Source organism: Streptomyces sp. NPDC046859 (assembly GCF_040645135.1).
GTDB lineage: Bacteria > Actinomycetota > Actinomycetes > Streptomycetales > Streptomycetaceae > Streptomyces.
In genome coordinates, this window is the sequence record NZ_JBEYXR010000023.1 from 25,082 (window position 1) to 43,941 (window position 18,860).

Below are 18,860 nucleotides of genomic sequence, written 5' to 3' on the forward strand. Positions count from 1 at the left end.
TGCTATCGTCCGGTGCCAACTGCGGCATCGCGGGCGCGGGCATCTGAGCTGACGCCTGCTCAATCGCGAGGCGAGATGCCCCCCAGCCGCCCCCATATCCGTAACACCAGTCCCGTGCCGACCCGCGGCCTCGCGCCGCGCCGACACAACGAGGTTGCCGTACCTATGCGCCACGCTGAAGGAGCCCGCGGTGAGTGCTGACCCGACGCAGGTGCTCGCCTTCGACACCAACTGCCACCTGTTCGACGGGTGTGGCTTCGCCGAAGTGTCCCCGGGCCTGCACTCGTTCATGTTCCAGCCCCTGTGGGGCGACGGAGACAGCAACCTGTACTTCAACAAGACGATGTTGCTGGCGCTGCTCGGCTCGGTGATCATCGTCGGCTTCTTCTGGGCCGCCTTCCGCCGGCCGCAGGTCGTTCCCGGCAAGCTCCAGATGGTTGCCGAGGCGGGTTACGACTTCATCCGCCGCGGTGTCGTCTACGAGACCATCGGCAAGAAGGAAGGCGAGAAGTACGTACCGTTCGTCGTCTCGCTCTTCTTCTTCGTCTGGATGATGAACCTCTGGTCGATCATCCCGATCGCCCAGTTCCCGGTCACCTCGATCATCTCGTATCCGCTGGTCCTGGCCCTGCTCGTGTACATCACGTGGGTGGCGCTGACCTTCAAGCGGCAGGGCTTCGTCGGCTTCTGGAAGAACGTCACCGGTTACGACAAGTCTCTCGGCGCGGTCCTCCCGCTGGCCATGCTGATCGAGCTCTTCTCGAACCTGCTGATCCGCCCGTTCACGCACGCGGTGCGACTGTTCGCGAACATGTTCGCGGGCCACACCCTGCTGCTGCTCTTCACGATCGCCAGCTGGTACATGCTGAACGGCATCGGCATCGCCTACGCGGGTGTCTCGTTCGTGATGGTCATCGTGATGACCGCCTTCGAGCTGTTCATCCAGGCTCTTCAGGCGTACGTGTTCGTGCTGCTGACCTGCACGTACATCCAGGGCGCTCTCGCCGAGCACCACTGAGCCACCGCCCTCCCACCACCACAGATCGTCCGGTGGCCAACCCCCACCGGTCCGTAAAGAAAAGGAAGAACTGGCATGTCCCAGACCCTTGCTGCTGTCGAAGGCTCCCTCGGCTCCATCGGTTACGGCCTCGCCGCGATCGGCCCGGGCGTCGGCGTCGGCATCATCTTCGGTAACGGCACCCAGGCGCTCGCCCGTCAGCCCGAGGCCGCCGGCCTGATCCGTGCCAACCAGATCCTGGGCTTCGCCTTCTGTGAGGCGCTCGCCCTGATCGGTCTGGTCATGCCGTTCGTCTACGGCTACTGAGCCACCAGACCAGTCCAGCCGACTAGACGAAAGGCACTCACATGAGCCAGCTGCTCATCGCGGCGAGCGAGGGTGGGGAGAACCCCCTCGTTCCGCCGATCCCTGAGCTTGTCATCGGCCTGCTCGCCTTCGTCATCGTCTTCGGCTTCCTCGCCTGGAAGCTCCTCCCGAACATCAACAAGGTTCTGGAGCAGCGTCGCGAGGCCATCGAGGGCGGTATCGAAAAGGCCGAGGCCGCCCAGACCGAGGCCCACAGCGTCCTGGAGCAGTACAAGGCCCAGCTCGCCGAGGCCCGGCACGAGGCCGCGCGTCTGCGCCAGGAGGCGCAGGAGCAGGGCGCCACGCTCATCGCCGAGATGCGCGCGGAAGGGCAGCGGCAGCGCGAGGAGATCGTCGCCGCCGGTCACGCCCAGATCGAGGCCGACCGCAAGGCCGCCGCGTCCGCGCTGCGCCGGGACGTCGGCAAGCTCGCCACCGAACTGGCCGGCAAGCTCGTCGGCGAGTCCCTCGAGGACCACGCCCGGCAGAGCCGCGTCATCGACCGCTTCCTCGACGAGCTCGAGGAGAAGGCCGAGGCCGGACGATGAACGGAGCGAGCCGCGAGGCCCTGGCAGCCGCACGTGAGCGACTCGACGCGCTGACGGACAACACGTCCGTCGATGCCGGACGGCTCGCCGACGAGCTGGCCGCCGTCACCGCGCTGCTCGACCGCGAGGTGTCGCTGCGTCGGGTCCTGACCGACCCGGCGCAGCCCGGCGAGGCCAAGGCCAACCTGGTCCGGCGTCTGCTCGGCGGCCAGGTCAGCGGCGAGACCGCCGACCTGCTGGCCGGCATGGTGCGCTCGCGCTGGTCGCAGTCCCGCGACCTGGTGGACGCGCTGGAGGAGCTGGCGAACATCGCCGACCTCACGGCCGCCGAGAAGGCGGGCACGCTCGACGACGTCGAGGACGAGCTGTTCCGGTTCGGCCGGATCGTCTCCTCCAACACGGAGCTGCGTGCCGCGCTCACCGACCGCGCCGCCACCGCCGAGGCCAAGAGCGAGCTGCTGCGCAGCCTTCTCGGCGGCCGGGCCAAGGCGACCACCGTGCGTCTGGTGACGCGCCTCGTGACCGCGCCGCGGGGACGTAGCCTGGAAGCGGGACTGGAGTCCCTGTCCAAGCTGGCCGCGGAGCGCCGGGACCGGATCGTCGCCGTCGTCACCTCGGCGGTGCCGCTGAGCGACGTGCAGAAGCAGCGCCTGGGCGCCGCCCTCGCGAAGCTCTACGGCCGCCGGATGCACCTCAACCTCGACGTGGACCCCGAGGTCCTCGGCGGGATCCGGGTGCAGGTCGGGGACGAGGTCATCAACGGCTCCCTCGCGGACCGGCTCGAGGACGTCGCCCGCCGCATGGCGAGCTAGCAGCAACTGAACAAGCAGTACGTACACGACGGCCCTGGTTGGGCCGTGCAGAGGATTCACCTCTTGTTGGGGGGAGTCCCCGACTCGTGGAAAACCCCCAAGTGAAACTTCGGGCCCAACAAGGAGAGCAGGGAACCCAGATGGCGGAGCTCACGATCCGGCCGGAGGAGATCCGGGACGCGCTGGAGAACTTTGTCCAGTCGTACAAGCCGGACGCGGCCTCGCGCGAGGAGGTCGGTACGGTCACCCTTGCCGGCGACGGCATCGCGAAGGTCGAGGGCCTGCCCTCGGCCATGGCCAACGAACTGCTGAAGTTCGAGGACGGCACCCTCGGCCTCGCGCTCAACCTGGAAGAGCGCGAGATCGGCGCCATCGTCCTCGGTGAGTTCAGCGGCATCGAGGAGGGTCAGCCGGTGCACCGCACCGGTGAGGTGCTCTCCGTGGCCGTCGGCGAGGGCTACCTCGGCCGCGTCGTCGACCCGCTCGGCAACCCGATCGACGGCCTCGGCGAGATCGAGACCAGCGGTCGTCGTGCCCTCGAGCTGCAGGCCCCCACGGTCATGCAGCGCAAGTCGGTGCACGAGCCGATGGAGACCGGCTACAAGGCCGTCGACGCGATGACCCCGATCGGCCGTGGCCAGCGTCAGCTGATCATCGGTGACCGTCAGACCGGCAAGACCGCCCTGGCCGTCGACACGATCATCAACCAGCGCGACAACTGGCGCTCGGGCGACGTGAACAAGCAGGTCCGCTGCATCTACGTCGCCATCGGCCAGAAGGGCTCGACCATCGCGTCGGTCCGCCGCGCGCTGGAGGAGAACGGCGCGCTGGAGTACACGACCATCGTCGCCGCCCCGGCGTCCGACCCGGCCGGCTTCAAGTACCTGGCGCCGTACACCGGTTCGGCCATCGGCCAGCAGTGGATGTACGAGGGCAAGCACGTCCTCATCATCTTCGACGACCTCTCGAAGCAGGCCGACGCCTACCGCGCCGTGTCCCTGCTGCTGCGCCGCCCGCCGGGCCGTGAGGCCTACCCGGGTGACGTCTTCTACCTGCACTCCCGTCTGCTGGAGCGCTGCGCCAAGCTCTCCGACGACATGGGCGCCGGTTCGATGACCGGTCTGCCGATCGTCGAGACCAAGGCCAACGACGTCTCGGCGTTCATCCCGACCAACGTCATCTCCATCACCGACGGCCAGTGCTTCCTGGAGTCGGACCTGTTCAACGCCGGTCAGCGCCCCGCGCTGAACGTCGGTATCTCCGTCTCCCGAGTCGGTGGTTCCGCGCAGCACAAGGCGATGAAGCAGGTCTCCGGCCGTCTGCGCGTGGACCTCGCCCAGTTCCGTGAGCTGGAGGCGTTCGCCGCCTTCGGTTCCGACCTGGACGCCGCGTCGAAGGCGCAGCTGGAGCGCGGCCAGCGCATGGTCGAGCTGCTGAAGCAGGAGCAGTACCAGCCGATGTCGACCGAGGACCAGGTCGTCTCCATCTGGGCCGGCACCACCGGCAAGATGGACGACGTGCCGGTCTCCGACGTCCGCCGCTTCGAGCGCGAGCTCCTGGAGTTCCTGCACCGCAAGCACCAGGGCCTCATGACCTCCATCAGGGAGGGCGGCAAGATGTCCGACGACACCCTGCAGGCCATCGCTGACGCGATCGCGGAGTTCAAGAAGCAGTTCGAGACCTCCGACGGCAAGCTGCTCGGCGAGGACGTCCCGGCCGCTGCCGCCAAGTGACGTAAGGAAGGGACCTGACTCATGGGAGCCCAGCTCCGGGTCTACAAGCGTCGCATCCGATCCGTCACCGCGACCAAGAAGATCACCAAGGCGATGGAGATGATCGCCGCCTCGCGCGTCGTCAAGGCGCAGCGCAAGGTGGCGGCCTCCACGCCGTACGCGACCGAGCTCACCCGAGCGGTCACGGCGGTCGGCACCGGTTCGAACACCAAGCACCCGCTGACCACGCAGGCCGAGACGGTCACGCGGTCCGCGGTGCTGCTCCTCACGAGCGACCGCGGTCTCGCCGGCGCCTTCAACTCCAACGCCATCAAGGCCGCGGAGCAGCTCACCCAGCGTCTCGAGCGCGAGGGCAAGCAGGTCGAGTCGTACATCGTGGGCCGGCGCGGTGTGGCGCACTACAACTTCCGCGAGCGCAAGGTCGCGGAGTCGTGGAGCGGCTTCACGGACGAGCCCACGTACGCGGACGCCAAGAAGGTCGCGGCCCCGCTGATCGAGGCCATCGAGAAGGACACGGCCGAGGGCGGCGTGGACGAACTCCACATCGTCTACACCGAGTTCGTCTCGATGATGACGCAGCAGGCGCTGGGCGACCAGCTGCTGCCGCTGCGCCTCGACGAGGTCGCGCAGGAGGCTCCGTCCCAGGGCGAGATCCTCCCGCTGTTCGACTTCGAGCCCTCGGCGGAGGACGTCCTCGACGCCCTGCTGCCGCGGTACGTCGAGAGCCGGATCTACAACGCGCTGCTCCAGTCGGCCGCTTCCAAGCACGCCGCCACGCGGCGCGCGATGAAGTCGGCCACCGACAACGCGGGCGAGCTGATCAACACGCTCTCCCGTCTTGCCAACGCGGCCCGCCAGGCCGAAATCACCCAGGAAATCAGCGAGATCGTCGGTGGCGCCAGCGCCCTCGCCGACGCGACCGCGGGGAGTGACCGATAATGACCACCACTGTTGAGACCGCGACGGCTACGGGCCGCGTCGCCCGGGTCATCGGCCCGGTCGTCGACGTGGAGTTCCCCGTCGACGCGATGCCCGAGATCTACAACGCCCTTCACGTCGAGGTGGCCGACCCGGCCAAGGACGGCGAGAAGAAGACGCTGACCCTGGAGGTCGCCCAGCACCTGGGTGACGGCCTGGTCCGCACCATCTCCATGCAGCCCACCGACGGTCTGGTCCGCCAGGCCCCGGTCACCGACACCGGCGCCTCCATCACGGTCCCGGTCGGCGACTTCACCAAGGGCAAGGTGTTCAACACCCTCGGTGAGGTGCTGAACGTCGATGAGCAGTACACGGGCGAGCGCTGGGGCATCCACCGCAAGGCCCCGAACTTCGACGAGCTCGAGTCGAAGACCGAGATGTTCGAGACCGGCGTCAAGGTCATCGACCTTCTCACCCCGTACGTCAAGGGTGGAAAGATCGGTCTGTTCGGTGGTGCCGGCGTCGGCAAGACGGTGCTCATCCAGGAGATGATCTACCGCGTCGCCAACAACCACGACGGTGTCTCCGTGTTCGCCGGTGTCGGTGAGCGCACCCGTGAGGGCAACGACCTCATCGAGGAGATGTCGGAATCGGGCGTCATCGACAAGACCGCGCTGGTCTTCGGCCAGATGGACGAGCCCCCGGGCACCCGTCTGCGCGTGGCCCTCGCCGGTCTGACCATGGCGGAGTACTTCCGCGATGTGCAGAAGCAGGACGTGCTGTTCTTCATCGACAACATCTTCCGCTTCACGCAGGCCGGTTCCGAGGTGTCGACCCTGCTCGGCCGTATGCCCTCCGCGGTGGGCTACCAGCCGAACCTGGCCGACGAGATGGGTCTCCTCCAGGAGCGCATCACCTCGACCCGCGGTCACTCGATCACCTCGATGCAGGCGATCTACGTCCCCGCGGACGACCTGACCGACCCGGCCCCGGCCACCACGTTCGCCCACCTCGACGCGACGACGGTTCTGTCCCGTCCGATCTCCGAGAAGGGCATCTACCCGGCCGTGGACCCGCTGGACTCCACGTCCCGGATCCTGGACCCGCGCTACATCGCGCAGGACCACTACGACACCGCCATGCGCGTCAAGGGGATCCTCCAGAAGTACAAGGACCTCCAGGACATCATCGCGATCCTCGGTATCGACGAGCTCAGCGAGGAGGACAAGCTGGTCGTCCAGCGTGCCCGCCGCGTCGAGCGCTTCCTGTCCCAGAACACGCACGTCGCCAAGCAGTTCACCGGTGTGGACGGCTCGGACGTGCCCCTGGAGGAGTCGATCACCGCGTTCAACGCGATCTGCGACGGTGAGTTCGACCACTTCCCGGAGCAGGCGTTCTTCATGTGCGGTGGTCTCGAGGACCTCAAGAAGAACGCGAAGGAGCTGGGCGTCTCCTGACGCATCGGTCTTCGTGAGCCATTGAGCTCGTGATGAGGGGGCGGGGCACGTCCCGCCCCCTCATTCATGCCTATTAGACTTGTAACCAACACCCGGCAGAACCGCCGGGTGGTGACCCGAGGAGCCATCTTGGCTGCTGAGCTGCACGTCGCGCTGGTCGCCGCCGACCGTGAGGTCTGGTCGGGCCAGGCCACCCTGGTCGTCGCGCGCACCACGTCCGGCGACATCGGCGTCATGCCCGGTCACCAGCCGCTGCTCGGTGTGCTGGAGTCGGGCCCGGTGACCATCCGTACGAGTGATGGTGGGACCGTCATCGCCGCGGTGCACGGCGGTTTCATCTCGTTCGCGGACGACAAGCTGTCGCTGCTGGCGGAGATCGCTGAACTGTCGGAGGAGATCGACGTCCAGCGCGCGGAGCGGGCGCTCGAGCGCGCGAAGTCGGCGGACGACGCCTCCGCCGGGCGCCGCGCGGAGGTCCGCCTGCGGGCGGCGACGGCGCGCTGACCCCACGGGTCGCCTCCCTGGCCCCTTAGGCTCAGGGGGAGCGCTCGCGATTGACGTCACTCAGCCGCGGCTGGGACCGGAGCGATCCGGTGCCGGTCGCGGCTGAGGCAGATATGGATGTTTTTTCCGTTCCGTTACCTAGGAGACGAGGAGGTCGGTGTCGATGGTCCTCGCTCTGACTGTGTGCGGAACCGTCGTCGCCCTCGTGGTGCTGGGGTTGTTCGTCTTCGGCCTGCGCCGCAGACTCATCCAGCGCTCGGGCGGCACCTTCGACTGTTCCCTGCGCTGGGACGTGCCGGAGAAACCGGACACGAACGGCAAGGGCTGGAGCTACGGCGTCGCCCGCTACAACGGCGACCGCATCGAGTGGTACCGCGTCTTCTCCTACGCCTACCGTCCGCGCCGCGTCCTGGAGCGCTCCGCCATCGAGGTGGCCGGCCGCCGCGTCCCCGACGGCGAGGAGGAGCTGGCCCTCCTCTCCGACGCCGTCATCCTCACCTGTCTGCACCGGGGCACCCGGCTCGAACTCGCCATGAGCGAGGACGCGCTGACCGGGTTCCTGGCGTGGCTGGAGGCGGCCCCGCCCGGGCAGCGCGTCAACGTCGCCTGAGGCCCGGGCCCCCTGGACCACGCGTCGATCACACCGGCCGCCGCCGGGGTGTCGGCGCGTTCTGCTGCCCTGTTCGCGCCGGCCGTCCTGCTGAGCCTGGGCTTCATCGCCGCCCCCCGATGGTGCGGGGAACAAAAAGAGCCACGGACAGGCTCGTGACGACCTGTCCGTGGCGGGGTGCTGCCGTACGGGTTACTGCAGACCGCTGTTGATGGCGCTCACCAGCTCGCCGTTGCCGGTGTCACCGCTGAACTCCCAGAAGAAGGCGCCGCCGAGGCCCTGGTTCTTGGCCCAGCTCATCTTCCCGGCGATGGTCGACGGGGTGTCGTACGACCACCAGTTGTTGCCGCAGTAGGCGTAGGCGGTGCCGGCGACGGTGCCGGTGGCCGGGCAGGAGTTCTTCAGGACCTTGTAGTCCTCGATGCCCGCCTCGTAGGTGCCGGGGGCCGCGCCGGTCGCCGAGCCGCCGGGGGCGGCCTGGGTGACCCCGGTCCAGCCGCGGCCGTAGAAGCCGATGCCGAGCAGCAGCTTCTTGGACGGCACGCCCTTCGACTTGAGCTTGGCGATCGCGTCGGCCGAGTTGAAGCCGGCCTGCGGGATGCCGGCGTACGACGTCAGCGGCGAGTGCGGGGCCGTCGGGCCCTGCGCGTTGAAGGCGCCGAAGTAGTCGTACGTCATCACGTTGTACCAGTCGAGGTACTGCGAGGCGCCGCCGTAGTCGGCCGCGTCGATCTTGCCGCCGTTGGACCCGTCGGCGGTGATGGCCGCGGTGACCAGGTAGCTGGAGCCGAACTCGGCGCGCAGGGCCTGCATCAGCGTCCTGAAGGCCGCGGGGCCGGACGAGTCGCAGGTCAGACCGCAGGCGTTCGGGTACTCCCAGTCGATGTCGATGCCGTCGAAGACGTCGGCCCAGCGCGGGTCCTCCACGACGGCCTTGCAGGACCTGGCGAACGCGGCCGCGTTCTGCGCCGCCTGGCCGAAGCCGCCGGAGTAGGTCCAGCCGCCGAAGGAGTACAGCACCTTGATGTGCGGGTACTTCGCCTTCAGCTGGCGCAGCTGGTTGAAGTTGCCGCGCAGCGGCTGGTCCCAGGTGTCGGCCTGGCCGCTGACGGACTGGTCGGCGGTGTACGCCTTGTCGTAGGCGGCGTAGGTGTCGTCGACGGTGCACTGACCGTTCTTGACGTTGCCGAACGCGTAGTTGATGTGGGTGATCTTCGAGGCCGTGCCCGACGTCACCAGGTTCTTGACGTGGTAGTTGCGGCCGTAGACGCCCCACTCGGTGAAGTAGCCGAGCTTGACCTTGTCGCCGGTGGGCGGCTCGGTGGTGCCGCCGCCGGTGGTGCGCACCGCGCGGGCGCCGCTGGCAGGGCCGACCTGGTCGGCGGTGTCGCGGGCGCGGACGGTGTACGCGTAGTCGGTGCCGGCGCTCAGGCCGGTGTCCGTGTACGAGGTGGCCGTCACGGTGGCGACCTTGGCGCCGTCGCGCAGGACGTCGTAGTTCTTGACGCCCTTGTCGTCGGTGGCCGCGCTCCAGGACAGCTTCACCGACGTGTTGGTGATGTCCGAGGCGGACGGGGTGCCGGGGGCGCTGGGCGGACTGTCACCGGGGTTGGTGGTGCCGCCGTCACAACTGCCGCCGTTGAGCTTACAGTTGGAGGGAGAGCCGGAGCCGGTGCCGTTGAAGCCGAAGCTGACGGAGGCGCCGGGGGCGAGGCTGCCGTTCCAGGACTTGTTCTTGGCGGTCCAGTGGGTGCCGGAGGAGGTGACGTCGGCGTCCCAGGCGGAGGTGACCGAGGTGCCGGAGGGGAAGTCCCACTCGACGGTCCACGAGCTGAGGGTCGTGGTGCCGGTGTTCTTCACCGTCCACTTGCCTTCGAATCCGGTGCCCCAGTCCTGGGGCTTGGAGTAGGTGGCGGTGGCGGATGCCGCGGCCTCGGCGGGGCTCGCGAGGCCGACCAGACCGGCCAGCGGGAGCAGCAGCGTCGCGAATCCTGCCGCGGCTCTGTGTCTGAAGCGCATGTCGCGCCTCCTTGGGGGAGTCCTGGGGCGTGACTGAGCCTCACGCCCACTCATGGTGCGGTGAGAATAGAAAGGTCTGGACCACAGGTCAATAGGTCTGGACCACTTGACGTTTCGCACCGGATGGGCGTCCCCCGCCCGCGGTCTAGATACCCAACTCCTGCGCCAGTACGGCCGCTTGGACCCGGCTGCGCAGTTCCAGCTTCCCCAGCAGACGGCTGACGTGCGTCTTCGCCGTCGCCTCGGCCATGTCCAGCCGGGCCGCGATCTCGGCGTTGGACAGTCCCTCGCCGAGACAGGACAGCACCTCGCGCTCGCGCCGGGTGAGCGCGTCCAGCACGGACGGATCGGCCGCCGACTCCCGCACCGGCTGCGCCGCGAACTCGGCGATCAGGCGTCGGGTGACGGCCGGTGCGATCAGGCCCTCGCCCCGCGCCAGCGTGCGCACCGCGTCGATCAGGTCCTTCGCCTCGGTGTTCTTCAGCAGGAACCCGGACGCCCCCGCGCGCAGCGCCCCGAAGACGTACTCGTCCAGGTCGAAGGTGGTCAGCACGAGCACGTCGGCGAGTCGTTCGGCGACCACCTGCCGGGTGGCCGACACCCCGTCCAGACGCGGCATCTGAATGTCCATCAGTACCAGGTCGGGGTGCAGCTCCCGGGCCAGGGACACCGCCTGCTCGCCGTCCGCCGCCTCGCCGACGACCTCGATGTCGGGCGCGCTGCGCAGGATGAGGACGAGGCCGGCGCGGACCGCGGACTGGTCGTCGGCGACCAGGACCCGGATCATGCGGAGTCTCCTTCGGTCAGCGGAAGCAGGGCGCGGACGGCCCAGATCGTGCCGTCCGCGGAATGCGGGTCGCGGGTGGGGCCCGCCTCGAACATGCCGCCGAGCAGGGCGACCCGCTCCCGCATGCCGACCAGACCGGCGCCCGAGCCGGGCGCGCGCGGCCCCTCCCGGTCGCCGAACGGGCTGGTCACGGTGACGGCCAGACAGCCGTCCCGGCGGGCGAGCGTGACCGCGACCCGGCCGGGCGCCGCGTGCTTGAGGGCGTTGGTCAGCGACTCCTGGACGATCCGGTAGGCGGCCAGCTCGACCGGGGCGGGGACCGTCCCCGGGTCGGCGTCGAGGTGGACGTCCAGGCCGTTGGCGCGGGCGCTGCCGGTCAGGGCGTCGAGGCTGTCCAGCGTCGGCGCGGCCGCCGGTGCCGCGTCGTCGCCCGCGTCGCGCAGGATGCCGATGAGCCGGCGCATCTCGGCGAGCCCCGCCACGCTGTTCTCCCGGATCACGGACAGGGCGTCCCGGGACGTCGCCGGGTCGTCGAGGGAGAGCGCGGCGGTGGAGTGGATGGCGATGGCGGAGAGGTGGTTGGCCACCAGGTCGTGCAGCTCGCGGGCCATGCGGGAGCGCTCCGACGACACGGCCTGGGCGCGGTCCATCTCGGCCAGCAGCGCCGTCTGCTCGGCGCGCAGCCGGGCCGCCTCGGCGGCGTCGCGGTGGTTGCGCACGATCCAGCCGGTGGCGGCCGGGCCGTACGCCACGACCCCGATGACCACCCCGATGAGCAGTGCCTCCGGCACCCGCCAGGCCGCGTACGGGACCAGTGTCCCGGCCACCGTGAGCAGACCGGTGATCCACTGGATGCGCCGGGCCGAGACGAGCGGGCCGTACACCACGGCCGCGTAGATGATGTCGGTGAACATCAGGACGGTGGCCAGGTTGCCCTGGGTCAGGACGTCCGCGCAGATCGCGGGTGTGCCGATCAGCAGGGCCGTACGGGGGGCGGCCCGGCGCAGCAGCTCGCAGCCGGCCATCACGGTGAGCGGCACCAGGACCGGCCAGGGCCCGTCGAAGAGCGTGACGGGGTCCTCGGGGGTCCGTGTGCCCAGGCCGATGCCCACCAGCAGCAGACCCCCGAGCAGCCCGGCGACGGCGACGTACACGTCGAAGCGGTGCGGGCGGGGGAGGGTCATGCGTCCATCCAACACGCTGCCCCCGGCCGACGCGTGATGCCGCAGGCGGGTCCCGGACTGCACCTTTCGATGTACGGCGGTTTCGTCACCGCCGACGACGGAAGCGGCCGCGTCCGGCGGGAGGCTGGAAGGGTGAGCGAAGGGAGCCCGTTGTGATCGTCGCCCTCATCGTCGCCTGCGAGGTCGGCTTCTGGGTGCTGCTGGCCCTGGGGCTGGCCGTGCGCTACCTGCTGAAGTGGCGCAGGACCAGTGTGGTCCTGCTGCTGTGCGAGCCGGTGCTGGAGCTGGTCCTGTTCGCCGCCACGGCGGTCGACCTGAAGAACGGCGCCGAGCCCGGCTGGGAGCACGGCCTGGCGGCGCTCTACATCGGCTACACGGCGGCCTACGGCCACTACACGATCCGCTGGCTGGACGGCCACGCCGCGCACCGCCTGGCCGGGGCGCCCCGCCCCCCGCGCCCGCCGCGGTACGGCATGGCGCGGGCCCGCCACGAGGGTGCCCTCTGGCTGCGGACGCTCCTCGGGGCGGCGGTCTCGCTGGCCCTGCTCCAGGCCGCGATCTGGTACGTCGGGGACGGCGAGACCTCGTCCCTGCGGTCCTTCCAGGCCGTGGCGCTGCGGGCCGCCGGCATCCACGGGCTGATCGCCCTGACCTACCTGCTGTGGCCGAAGAGGCCCGGAAAGGAGTCCGACCGCGAATCGCAGCGGGAGCCCGTGGGGTGACCGCGCGGCCCGGTCAGCGCTCCCCGCCCGGCACCCACAGCACGTCCCCGACCTCCTTGTTCGCCGTCCTGGCGAGGATGAACAGGAGGTCGGAGAGACGGTTGAGGTAGGTCGCGGTGAGCGGGTTCATCGTCTCGCCGTGGACGTCCAGCGCGGCCCAGGTCGAGCGCTCCGCGCGCCGGACGACCGTGCACGCCTGGTGCAGCAGGGCCGCGCCGGGGGTGCCGCCCGGCAGGATGAAGGACCGCAGCTTCTCCAGCCGCTCGTTGAAGCGGTCGCAGTCCGCCTCCAGCCGGTCGATGTAGAACTGCTCCACCCGCAGCGGCGGGTACTCGGGGTTCTCCACCACCGGCGTCGACAGGTCGGCGCCGACGTCGAACAGGTCGTTCTGCACACGGGTGAGGACCTCGACGACCTCCTCGTCCAGCCCGCCGAGGGCGATGGCGGTGCCGAGGACGGCGTTCGCCTCGTTGGCGTCGGCGTACGCCGAGATCCGCAGATCGGTCTTGGCGACCCGGCTCATGTCGCCGAGGGCGGTGGTGCCCTGGTCGCCGGTCCTGGTGTAGATGCGCGTCAGATTGACCATGTGACCAGCCTAGTTACGCTCCGGCGCAGCGGAACACGCGTGTGCCCACTGTCACGGCGAGCACGGCGAACGTCCCGCTGGGTGGGGGCGCGGCCGGGTGGGGGGAGCCGGCCGCCCGCGCCGTGCCGCGCGGGCGGCGCGCCGAGGCCGAGGCGGTCTCGCTCCGCATCGGCCTCGTGGAAGGCTGCGACCGCTTCACCGGTCAGCTCGCCCGGACCCCGCAGACCGTCTTCGAGGCCGTCGGCCGGGAGACGGTCAAGGGGTGCAAACCGGGCGAAGTGTCCCGTGCGGCGCCGGCGCTTCTCGGCGACAGGGAGGAGCTGTTGAGCGAGAAAGTGCTCAACTACGCCGTCCGGGGCGCGCAATGAGCCGTGCCGGTGTGATGTCCGTCAGATGAGACGTGACTCGCGTTACTAACCGGTCACACACCGCCTCACTGCCGCTAAGGTCCGCCGAAGAGCAACCTCAACAGGGTGTAAGGCGTTTCTAAGGGGAGTCGCAACAGTGGCACGGAAGCTTGCCGTCATCGGCGCCGGCTTGATGGGTTCCGGGATCGCCCAGGTCTCCGCGCAGGCGGGCTGGGACGTCGTCCTGCGAGACGTCACGCACGAGGCGCTCAAGCGCGGCACGGACGGCATCGAGGCGTCGTACGGCAAGTTCGTGAGCAAGGGCAGGATGGAGGCGCACGACGCCGACGCCGCCCTGGCCCGGATCACCGCGACCACCGACCTGGACGCCGCCGCCGACGCGGACGTCGTCGTCGAGGCGGTCTTCGAGAAGCTCGAGGTCAAGCACGAGATCTTCCGCGCGCTGGACAAGATCGTCCGCCCGGACGCCGTGCTCGCCTCCAACACCTCCGCCATCCCGATCACCAAGATCGCGGCGGCCACCGAGCACCCCGAGCGGGTCGTCGGCGTGCACTTCTTCTCGCCGGTGCCGATGATGCAGCTCGTCGAGCTGGTGCGCGGCTACAAGACCAGCGACGAAACCCTCGCCTCCGCCCGTGAGTTCGCCGAGTCCGTCGGCAAGACCTGCATCGTCGTCAACCGCGACGTCGCCGGCTTCGTCACCACCCGGCTGATCTCGGCGCTCGTCGTCGAGGCGGCCAAGCTGTACGAGTCGGGCGTCGCCACCGCCGAGGACATCGACCTGGCCTGCAAGCTGGGCTTCGGCCACGCCATGGGCCCCCTCGCCACGGCCGACCTGACCGGCGTCGACATCCTGCTGCACGCCACCAGCAACATCTACACCGAGTCCCAGGACGAGAAGTTCGCGCCGCCGGAGCTGATGCGCCGGATGGTGGACGCGGGTGACATCGGCCGCAAGAGCGGGCAAGGCTTTTACAGCTACTGAGGTTTCGTACATCGCCGCACAGCCCCCGCACGAGTCACGCGATGGGGTGAATTCGGTATCGGTTCGCCTACAGACGGCAACCTCTGGCCGCTGAACGCAGTCAGAGGTTGCATCACCGGCCACCGCGAAGACTCGTAGCAAAGACAGACCCACGCACGTACGCAGACCACACACCGCGGAGCACGAACGCACGCTTAGGGGAGCGCTATGCACATCAGGGGCGACCACGCCGAGCTGGTCGTCGGGGGCCGCCTCGACGTCCGCAGCGCGGCGGACGCCCGTACGGTCCTGCACTCGGCCGTCGACGACGGAGTCGGCGATCTGGTGCTCGACCTGTCCGAGCTGGACTCCTGGGACGCCACCGGACTCGGGGTGATCATGGGGGCCCACCGGCGGGCCGGCCGCTGCGGCCGGCGCCTGGTGCTGCGCGGCGTGCCGCTGCAGATGCAGCGCCTGCTGGTGGCCACCCGGCTGCACCGGATCCTGGCGATCGAGGGCGGCATCGGGGTGGAGTCCCTGCCCCGCGTGTGACCCCCCGGCACGGGTGGGGCGGGACAGTCGGGCGTTCCGTCTGCGAAGCGCACACCACGCCCAATCCTCACGAGACTGTGATGTCTCGGACGGCGCGGGACCCCGGGCTGTCGTAGATACTGTGCGAAGGTTTAGGGTTCGGCTGCCCGCTGGCTAGACGTTTCCCTTCGAGCGGGCCCGGACCAGAAGCGACAGCGCGGTGTGCAGCAAGGCCGGGAGGGGCTTGGCATACGCACACGACGCTTTTGGGGGGCTTGGAACCTATGGACCCGAACACCCGGGGACCCGAGGGGTACGGCCATGACGCCGACGACGAGTCGTCGCGTCCGCGGCCGCCCAGGGATCCCCTCACACCCGACTTCGGACAGCACGCGCCGACGCTCGCCCGCACCGTGCAGCTGGTCTCGGGCGACCTCCTGCTCACCGTCAACCCGGTCGACGGCAGCGAGATAGAACCCTGCCCGCCCGCCGAGCGGCCGTCCCGTCCCGAGAAGCTCTCCGCAGCCGACCGCGCCGAGGCCGACCGGGCCGCGAGGCCGCCCGTGCCGCCCGGGCCGACGCGCCCCGCCCCGCCCCTGCTGGCCCGCCAGGACGAACGCGAGCAACTGGTCCGGCTGCTCGCGCGCGGCCGCTCGGTGCGGCTGGTCGGCCCCCGTGGCGCCGGCCGCACCAGCCTCCTCGACCTCGTCGCCGACGACTGCGCGGACCTCGCGCCCGACGGGGTGGTCCGGCTCACCGGCTTCCGCCGCACCCCGGACGATCTCCTGCACGACCTCTTCCGCGCCGTTCACGACGCCCCGCTGCACCGTCCGGAACAGGACGAACTGCTCGCATGCGTACGGGACATCGGAGCGGTCGTCGTCCTCGACGACATCGAGTTCGGCGGCACCGCCCTCGACCAGCTCCTCGACGCGACCCCCGAGTGCGCCTTCCTGATCGGCGCCACGCCCGACGTGCCCGCCCCGTCCGCCGAGTCCGACGTCGAGGACGTCGCGCTCGGCGGCCTGGACCGCGCCGCCGGCATGGAGCTGCTGGAGCACGTGGTCGGCCGGGACCTCACCGAGGACGAGCGGAACTGGGCGGGTGACCTCTGGTTCGAGTCGGAGGGCCTGCCGCTGCGGTTCGTCCAGGCGGGGGCGCTGCTGCGGCAGCGCGACCGGCTGCGGGCCGAGGCCGAGGCGGTCGACGAGTACGGCGTCTTCGAGGACGCCCCGCCCGCCGACGCCGTCGACACCGAGAGCGTCCGCGACCGCGAGGAGGTGCCGCTGCCGTCCCTGGGGGAGGCGGCCGCGCCGGCCCGGCTGCTCGCCTCACGGCTCAGCCCCTCCGCCCGGGCCGCCCTGCGGTTCGCCGTCGCGCTGGGCGGCGAGATGCCGCACCAGGCCCATCTGCCCGCCCTGGTCGGCGACACGCACGCGGACGCCGCCCTGGGCGAACTGACCGACTGCGGGCTCGTCTCGCCGATCGGCACCCGCTACCGGCTCGCCGCCGGGGTGCAGATCCAGCTGGAGGCCGCCGGCTACGCCGACGACGTCGAGGAGACCGCCCTCAGCGCCGCCCGGCACTACACCTGGTGGGCCGGACACCCCTCGGTCACCCCGGAGCGCGTCAGCGCCGAGGCGGACGCCGTGCTCGCCGCACTGGGCGTGCTCGTGGCCTCCCCGGCCCCGGCCGCCGACTCCTCCGGCACCGACGAGGACGCGACCGACCCCGCCGTCGAGCTGGCCCGCGCGGCGGCGCCCGCGTTCGCCGCCGGTCTGCACTGGAGCGCCTGGGAGCGCGCGCTGCGCGCGGGCGCCGAGGCGGCCCGGGCGGCCGGTGACGTCACCGAACAGGCCTACTTCCACCACGAGTTGGGCGTCCTCGCGCTGTGCGACGGCCGGCTGGACCGGGCCCGCACCGAGCTGGAGACCGCGATCGGCCTGCGCGGCGCCCTCGCCGACAAGCGCGGCACGGTCGCGGGCCGCCGCGCGCTCGCCCTGGTCGCCGACCGCAGCGGCACCGCGCCGGGACTCGCCTCCCTCACCGCGACGGCGGGCGAGGAGGTCCCGGACGCCCGGTACGAGGAGTCCCAGTCGCCGCCCGGGGGAGTGCCCGCCCCCTTCCCGCCGGTCCTCGACACCTCGACGCTCGTCACCCACCAGGCGTCCGCGCCCGCCTCCCCGGTGCCCAGCCACAAGGGCCGGGGCGGTGTCCGCGGCTTCGCCCGGCGCAACCTCGTCGCGGCCGGCGCGGGCGCGGTCCTGGTGGCCGTGCTCGGCACGGTCGTGACGCTCGGCGCGACCTCCGACGGCGACCCCGCGAGCCCGTCCACGCGGGTCGGCGTCAACCCCTCCGCGAGCCAGGGCGCCGGCGACGACAGTCTCGGCGCGGACGAGGCCGCGGGCGCCGACGGCAAGGACTCCGGCGACACGGGGCCGGCGACCAGCCGGCCGACGGACCCCGGTCCCGACGGGACGCTCGGCACCTCGGACGACCCGACACCCACCACCTCGGCGAAGCCGTCGGACGACCCGAGCGGCACCCACAAGCCGGGCGGTGGCTCCTCGGACGGGACGACGAAGCCGCCGTCGACCACCAGGCCGCCGTCGTCGACGAAACCGCCGACGACCAAGCCCCCGACGTCCACGAGGCCGCCGACCTCGGAGCCGCCCACCAGCGAGACCCCGACGTCCGAGCCGCCCACCAGTGAGCCGCCTCCGTCCCAGCCGCAGTCCTCGGACTCGGCGAGCGGACCGGCGTCCAGCGCGCCCGCGAGCGGTCCTGCGAGCGCCTCGCAGTCCGGTGACACCGGGCCGACCGGCACCGAGACCGTCATCTGACGGTCCGATCAGGACAAAAGGGCCGGTTCCGTCGAGCGGAACCGGCCCTGTGCCGTTGTGCGGTGCGTCAGAACAGCCGGAGCTTGTCGTCCTCGATGCCGCGCAGCGCGTCGTAGTCCAGCACCTGGCAGCCGATCCCGCGGTCCGTCGCGAGGACCCGGGCCTGCGGCTTGATCTCCTGGGCGGCGAAGATGCCGCGCACCGGGGCGAGATGGGGATCGCGGTTCAGCAGCTCCAGATAGCGCGTCAGCTGCTCCACGCCGTCGATCTCGCCGCGCCGCTTGATCTCGACCGCGACCGTGCGTCCCTCGGCGTCCCGGCACAGGATGTCCACCGGGCCGATGGCCGTCATGTACTCGCGCCGGATCAGTGTGTAGCCCTCGCCGAGCGTCTCGATGCGGTCCGCGAGCAGTTCCTGGAGGTGCGCTTCCACGCCGTCCTTGATCAGACCGGGGTCCACGCCCAGTTCGTGCGAGGAGTCGTGGAGGATCTCCTCCATCGTGATGATCAGCTTCTCGCCCGCTTTGTTGATGACCGTCCAGACGTCCTTCTGCTCGCCGTCGCCCTCCTTCAGCGTGCAGGGCGGCGACATCCAGTTCAGGGGTTTGTAGGCCCGGTCGTCCGCGTGGATCGAGACGCTGCCGTCCGCCTTGACCAGGATCAGACGGGGCGCCGAGGGCAGGTGGGCGGTGAGCCGGCCCGCGTAGTCGACGGAGCAACGGGCAATGACGAGACGCATGGTCCGCAACGCTACTCGACGGGCCCGGGTCGACGCGATCCGCCCTGGGGGAGTCCGGAAGACCCCGGACTGCCCCTGTTCGTTTCTGGCCGATTGTGAGCCTCAAGGGACTGGCTCATGTACGCATTCTGCTGGTGCCGTCACGGTCGGTTGCCTACCGTATTAAACGGGA

The 18,860-nt window shown here is 70.3% G+C and carries 19 protein-coding genes; 14 read left to right on the top strand and 5 right to left on the bottom strand.

All coding sequences use genetic code 11. The annotated features are described in order from the left end of the window. Positions 1-190 precede the first annotated feature (190 nt). The 9 genes from atpB (at position 191) to ABZ899_RS28005 (ending at position 7,945) form a co-directional block, all read left to right on the top strand. A complete protein-coding gene (atpB, locus tag ABZ899_RS27965) occupies positions 191-1,018 on the top strand; it encodes a F0F1 ATP synthase subunit A (protein ID WP_361351092.1) in 828 nt (275 codons plus the stop codon). A 75-nt stretch (positions 1,019-1,093) separates the two neighbouring features. Continuing rightward, positions 1,094-1,324, top strand: a complete 231-nt coding sequence (gene atpE / locus ABZ899_RS27970) for an ATP synthase F0 subunit C (protein ID WP_009321656.1) — start codon at positions 1,094-1,096, stop codon at positions 1,322-1,324. 41 nt (positions 1,325-1,365) lie between these two features. Next, positions 1,366-1,911 (top strand): F0F1 ATP synthase subunit B, encoded by a 546-nt coding sequence (locus ABZ899_RS27975; RefSeq protein ID WP_361351094.1) that lies wholly within the window; start codon positions 1,366-1,368, stop codon positions 1,909-1,911. Further along, a complete protein-coding gene (locus ABZ899_RS27980; protein WP_361351096.1) occupies positions 1,908-2,723 on the top strand; it encodes a F0F1 ATP synthase subunit delta in 816 nt (271 codons plus the stop codon). The genes ABZ899_RS27975 and ABZ899_RS27980 overlap by 4 nt, the downstream gene beginning before the upstream one ends. A 140-nt stretch (positions 2,724-2,863) precedes the next feature. Continuing rightward, positions 2,864-4,456, top strand: a complete 1,593-nt coding sequence (gene atpA, locus ABZ899_RS27985) for a F0F1 ATP synthase subunit alpha (RefSeq protein WP_361351098.1) — start codon at positions 2,864-2,866, stop codon at positions 4,454-4,456. Positions 4,457-4,477: 21 nt separating this feature from the next. Then, positions 4,478-5,395, top strand: coding sequence for a F0F1 ATP synthase subunit gamma (locus tag ABZ899_RS27990; RefSeq protein WP_361351100.1), 918 nt, complete (start codon positions 4,478-4,480; stop codon positions 5,393-5,395). Further along, positions 5,395-6,831 (top strand): F0F1 ATP synthase subunit beta, encoded by a 1,437-nt coding sequence (gene atpD / locus ABZ899_RS27995; protein WP_361351101.1) that lies wholly within the window; start codon positions 5,395-5,397, stop codon positions 6,829-6,831. Before ABZ899_RS27990 ends, atpD begins: the two co-directional genes overlap by 1 nt. Positions 6,832-6,960: 129 nt before the next feature. Continuing rightward, a complete protein-coding gene (locus tag ABZ899_RS28000) occupies positions 6,961-7,335 on the top strand; it encodes a F0F1 ATP synthase subunit epsilon (RefSeq protein WP_055625180.1) in 375 nt (124 codons plus the stop codon). A 163-nt stretch (positions 7,336-7,498) separates the two neighbouring features. Next, positions 7,499-7,945, top strand: coding sequence for a DUF2550 domain-containing protein (locus tag ABZ899_RS28005; protein ID WP_361351103.1), 447 nt, complete (start codon positions 7,499-7,501; stop codon positions 7,943-7,945). 192 nt (positions 7,946-8,137) lie between these two features. Here ABZ899_RS28005 and ABZ899_RS28010 read toward each other — a convergent pair whose 3' ends face one another. The 3 genes from ABZ899_RS28010 to ABZ899_RS28020 form a co-directional block, all read right to left on the bottom strand. Continuing rightward, positions 8,138-9,964 (bottom strand): glycoside hydrolase family 18 chitinase, encoded by a 1,827-nt coding sequence (locus ABZ899_RS28010; RefSeq protein WP_361351105.1) that lies wholly within the window; start codon positions 9,962-9,964, stop codon positions 8,138-8,140. Between the two features lie 145 nt (positions 9,965-10,109). After that, positions 10,110-10,751 carry a response regulator transcription factor gene (locus ABZ899_RS28015; protein ID WP_361351107.1) on the bottom strand — a complete coding sequence of 214 codons (642 nt, stop codon included), beginning with the start codon at positions 10,749-10,751 and terminating at the stop codon, positions 10,110-10,112. After that, complete coding sequence (locus ABZ899_RS28020) at positions 10,748-11,935, bottom strand: histidine kinase (protein WP_361351108.1); 1,188 nt, start codon at positions 11,933-11,935, stop codon at positions 10,748-10,750. The genes ABZ899_RS28015 and ABZ899_RS28020 overlap by 4 nt, the downstream gene beginning before the upstream one ends. Before the next feature lie 152 nt (positions 11,936-12,087). Here ABZ899_RS28020 and ABZ899_RS28025 point away from each other — a divergent pair, with 152 nt between their 5' ends. After that, a complete protein-coding gene (locus tag ABZ899_RS28025) occupies positions 12,088-12,657 on the top strand; it encodes a hypothetical protein (protein WP_361351110.1) in 570 nt (189 codons plus the stop codon). Between the two features lie 13 nt (positions 12,658-12,670). Here the strand turns inward: ABZ899_RS28025 and ABZ899_RS28030 are convergent, their stop codons facing one another. After that, positions 12,671-13,243 carry a cob(I)yrinic acid a,c-diamide adenosyltransferase gene (locus tag ABZ899_RS28030; protein WP_361351112.1) on the bottom strand — a complete coding sequence of 191 codons (573 nt, stop codon included), beginning with the start codon at positions 13,241-13,243 and terminating at the stop codon, positions 12,671-12,673. 41 nt (positions 13,244-13,284) lie between these two features. Between ABZ899_RS28030 and ABZ899_RS28035 the strand changes: the two genes are divergently transcribed. The 4 genes from ABZ899_RS28035 to ABZ899_RS28050 all read left to right on the top strand — a co-directional run bounded on the left by ABZ899_RS28035 (position 13,285) and on the right by ABZ899_RS28050 (position 17,949). Continuing rightward, positions 13,285-13,611: a hypothetical protein gene (locus ABZ899_RS28035; protein ID WP_361351114.1), complete on the top strand. Its 327-nt coding sequence runs from the start codon at positions 13,285-13,287 to the stop codon at positions 13,609-13,611. A 136-nt stretch (positions 13,612-13,747) separates the two neighbouring features. Further along, positions 13,748-14,596 (top strand): 3-hydroxyacyl-CoA dehydrogenase family protein, encoded by an 849-nt coding sequence (locus ABZ899_RS28040; RefSeq protein WP_361351116.1) that lies wholly within the window; start codon positions 13,748-13,750, stop codon positions 14,594-14,596. 207 nt (positions 14,597-14,803) lie between these two features. Next, a complete protein-coding gene (locus ABZ899_RS28045) occupies positions 14,804-15,127 on the top strand; it encodes an STAS domain-containing protein (protein ID WP_055625190.1) in 324 nt (107 codons plus the stop codon). 263 nt (positions 15,128-15,390) lie between these two features. Further along, a complete protein-coding gene (locus ABZ899_RS28050) occupies positions 15,391-17,949 on the top strand; it encodes an ATP-binding protein (protein ID WP_361351117.1) in 2,559 nt (852 codons plus the stop codon). A gap of 67 nt (positions 17,950-18,016) precedes the next feature. On the opposite strand, the gene nucS is transcribed toward ABZ899_RS28050, so the two are convergent. Continuing rightward, positions 18,017-18,688, bottom strand: a complete 672-nt coding sequence (nucS, locus tag ABZ899_RS28055) for an endonuclease NucS (RefSeq protein ID WP_361351119.1) — start codon at positions 18,686-18,688, stop codon at positions 18,017-18,019. Positions 18,689-18,860: the final 172 nt, after the last annotated feature.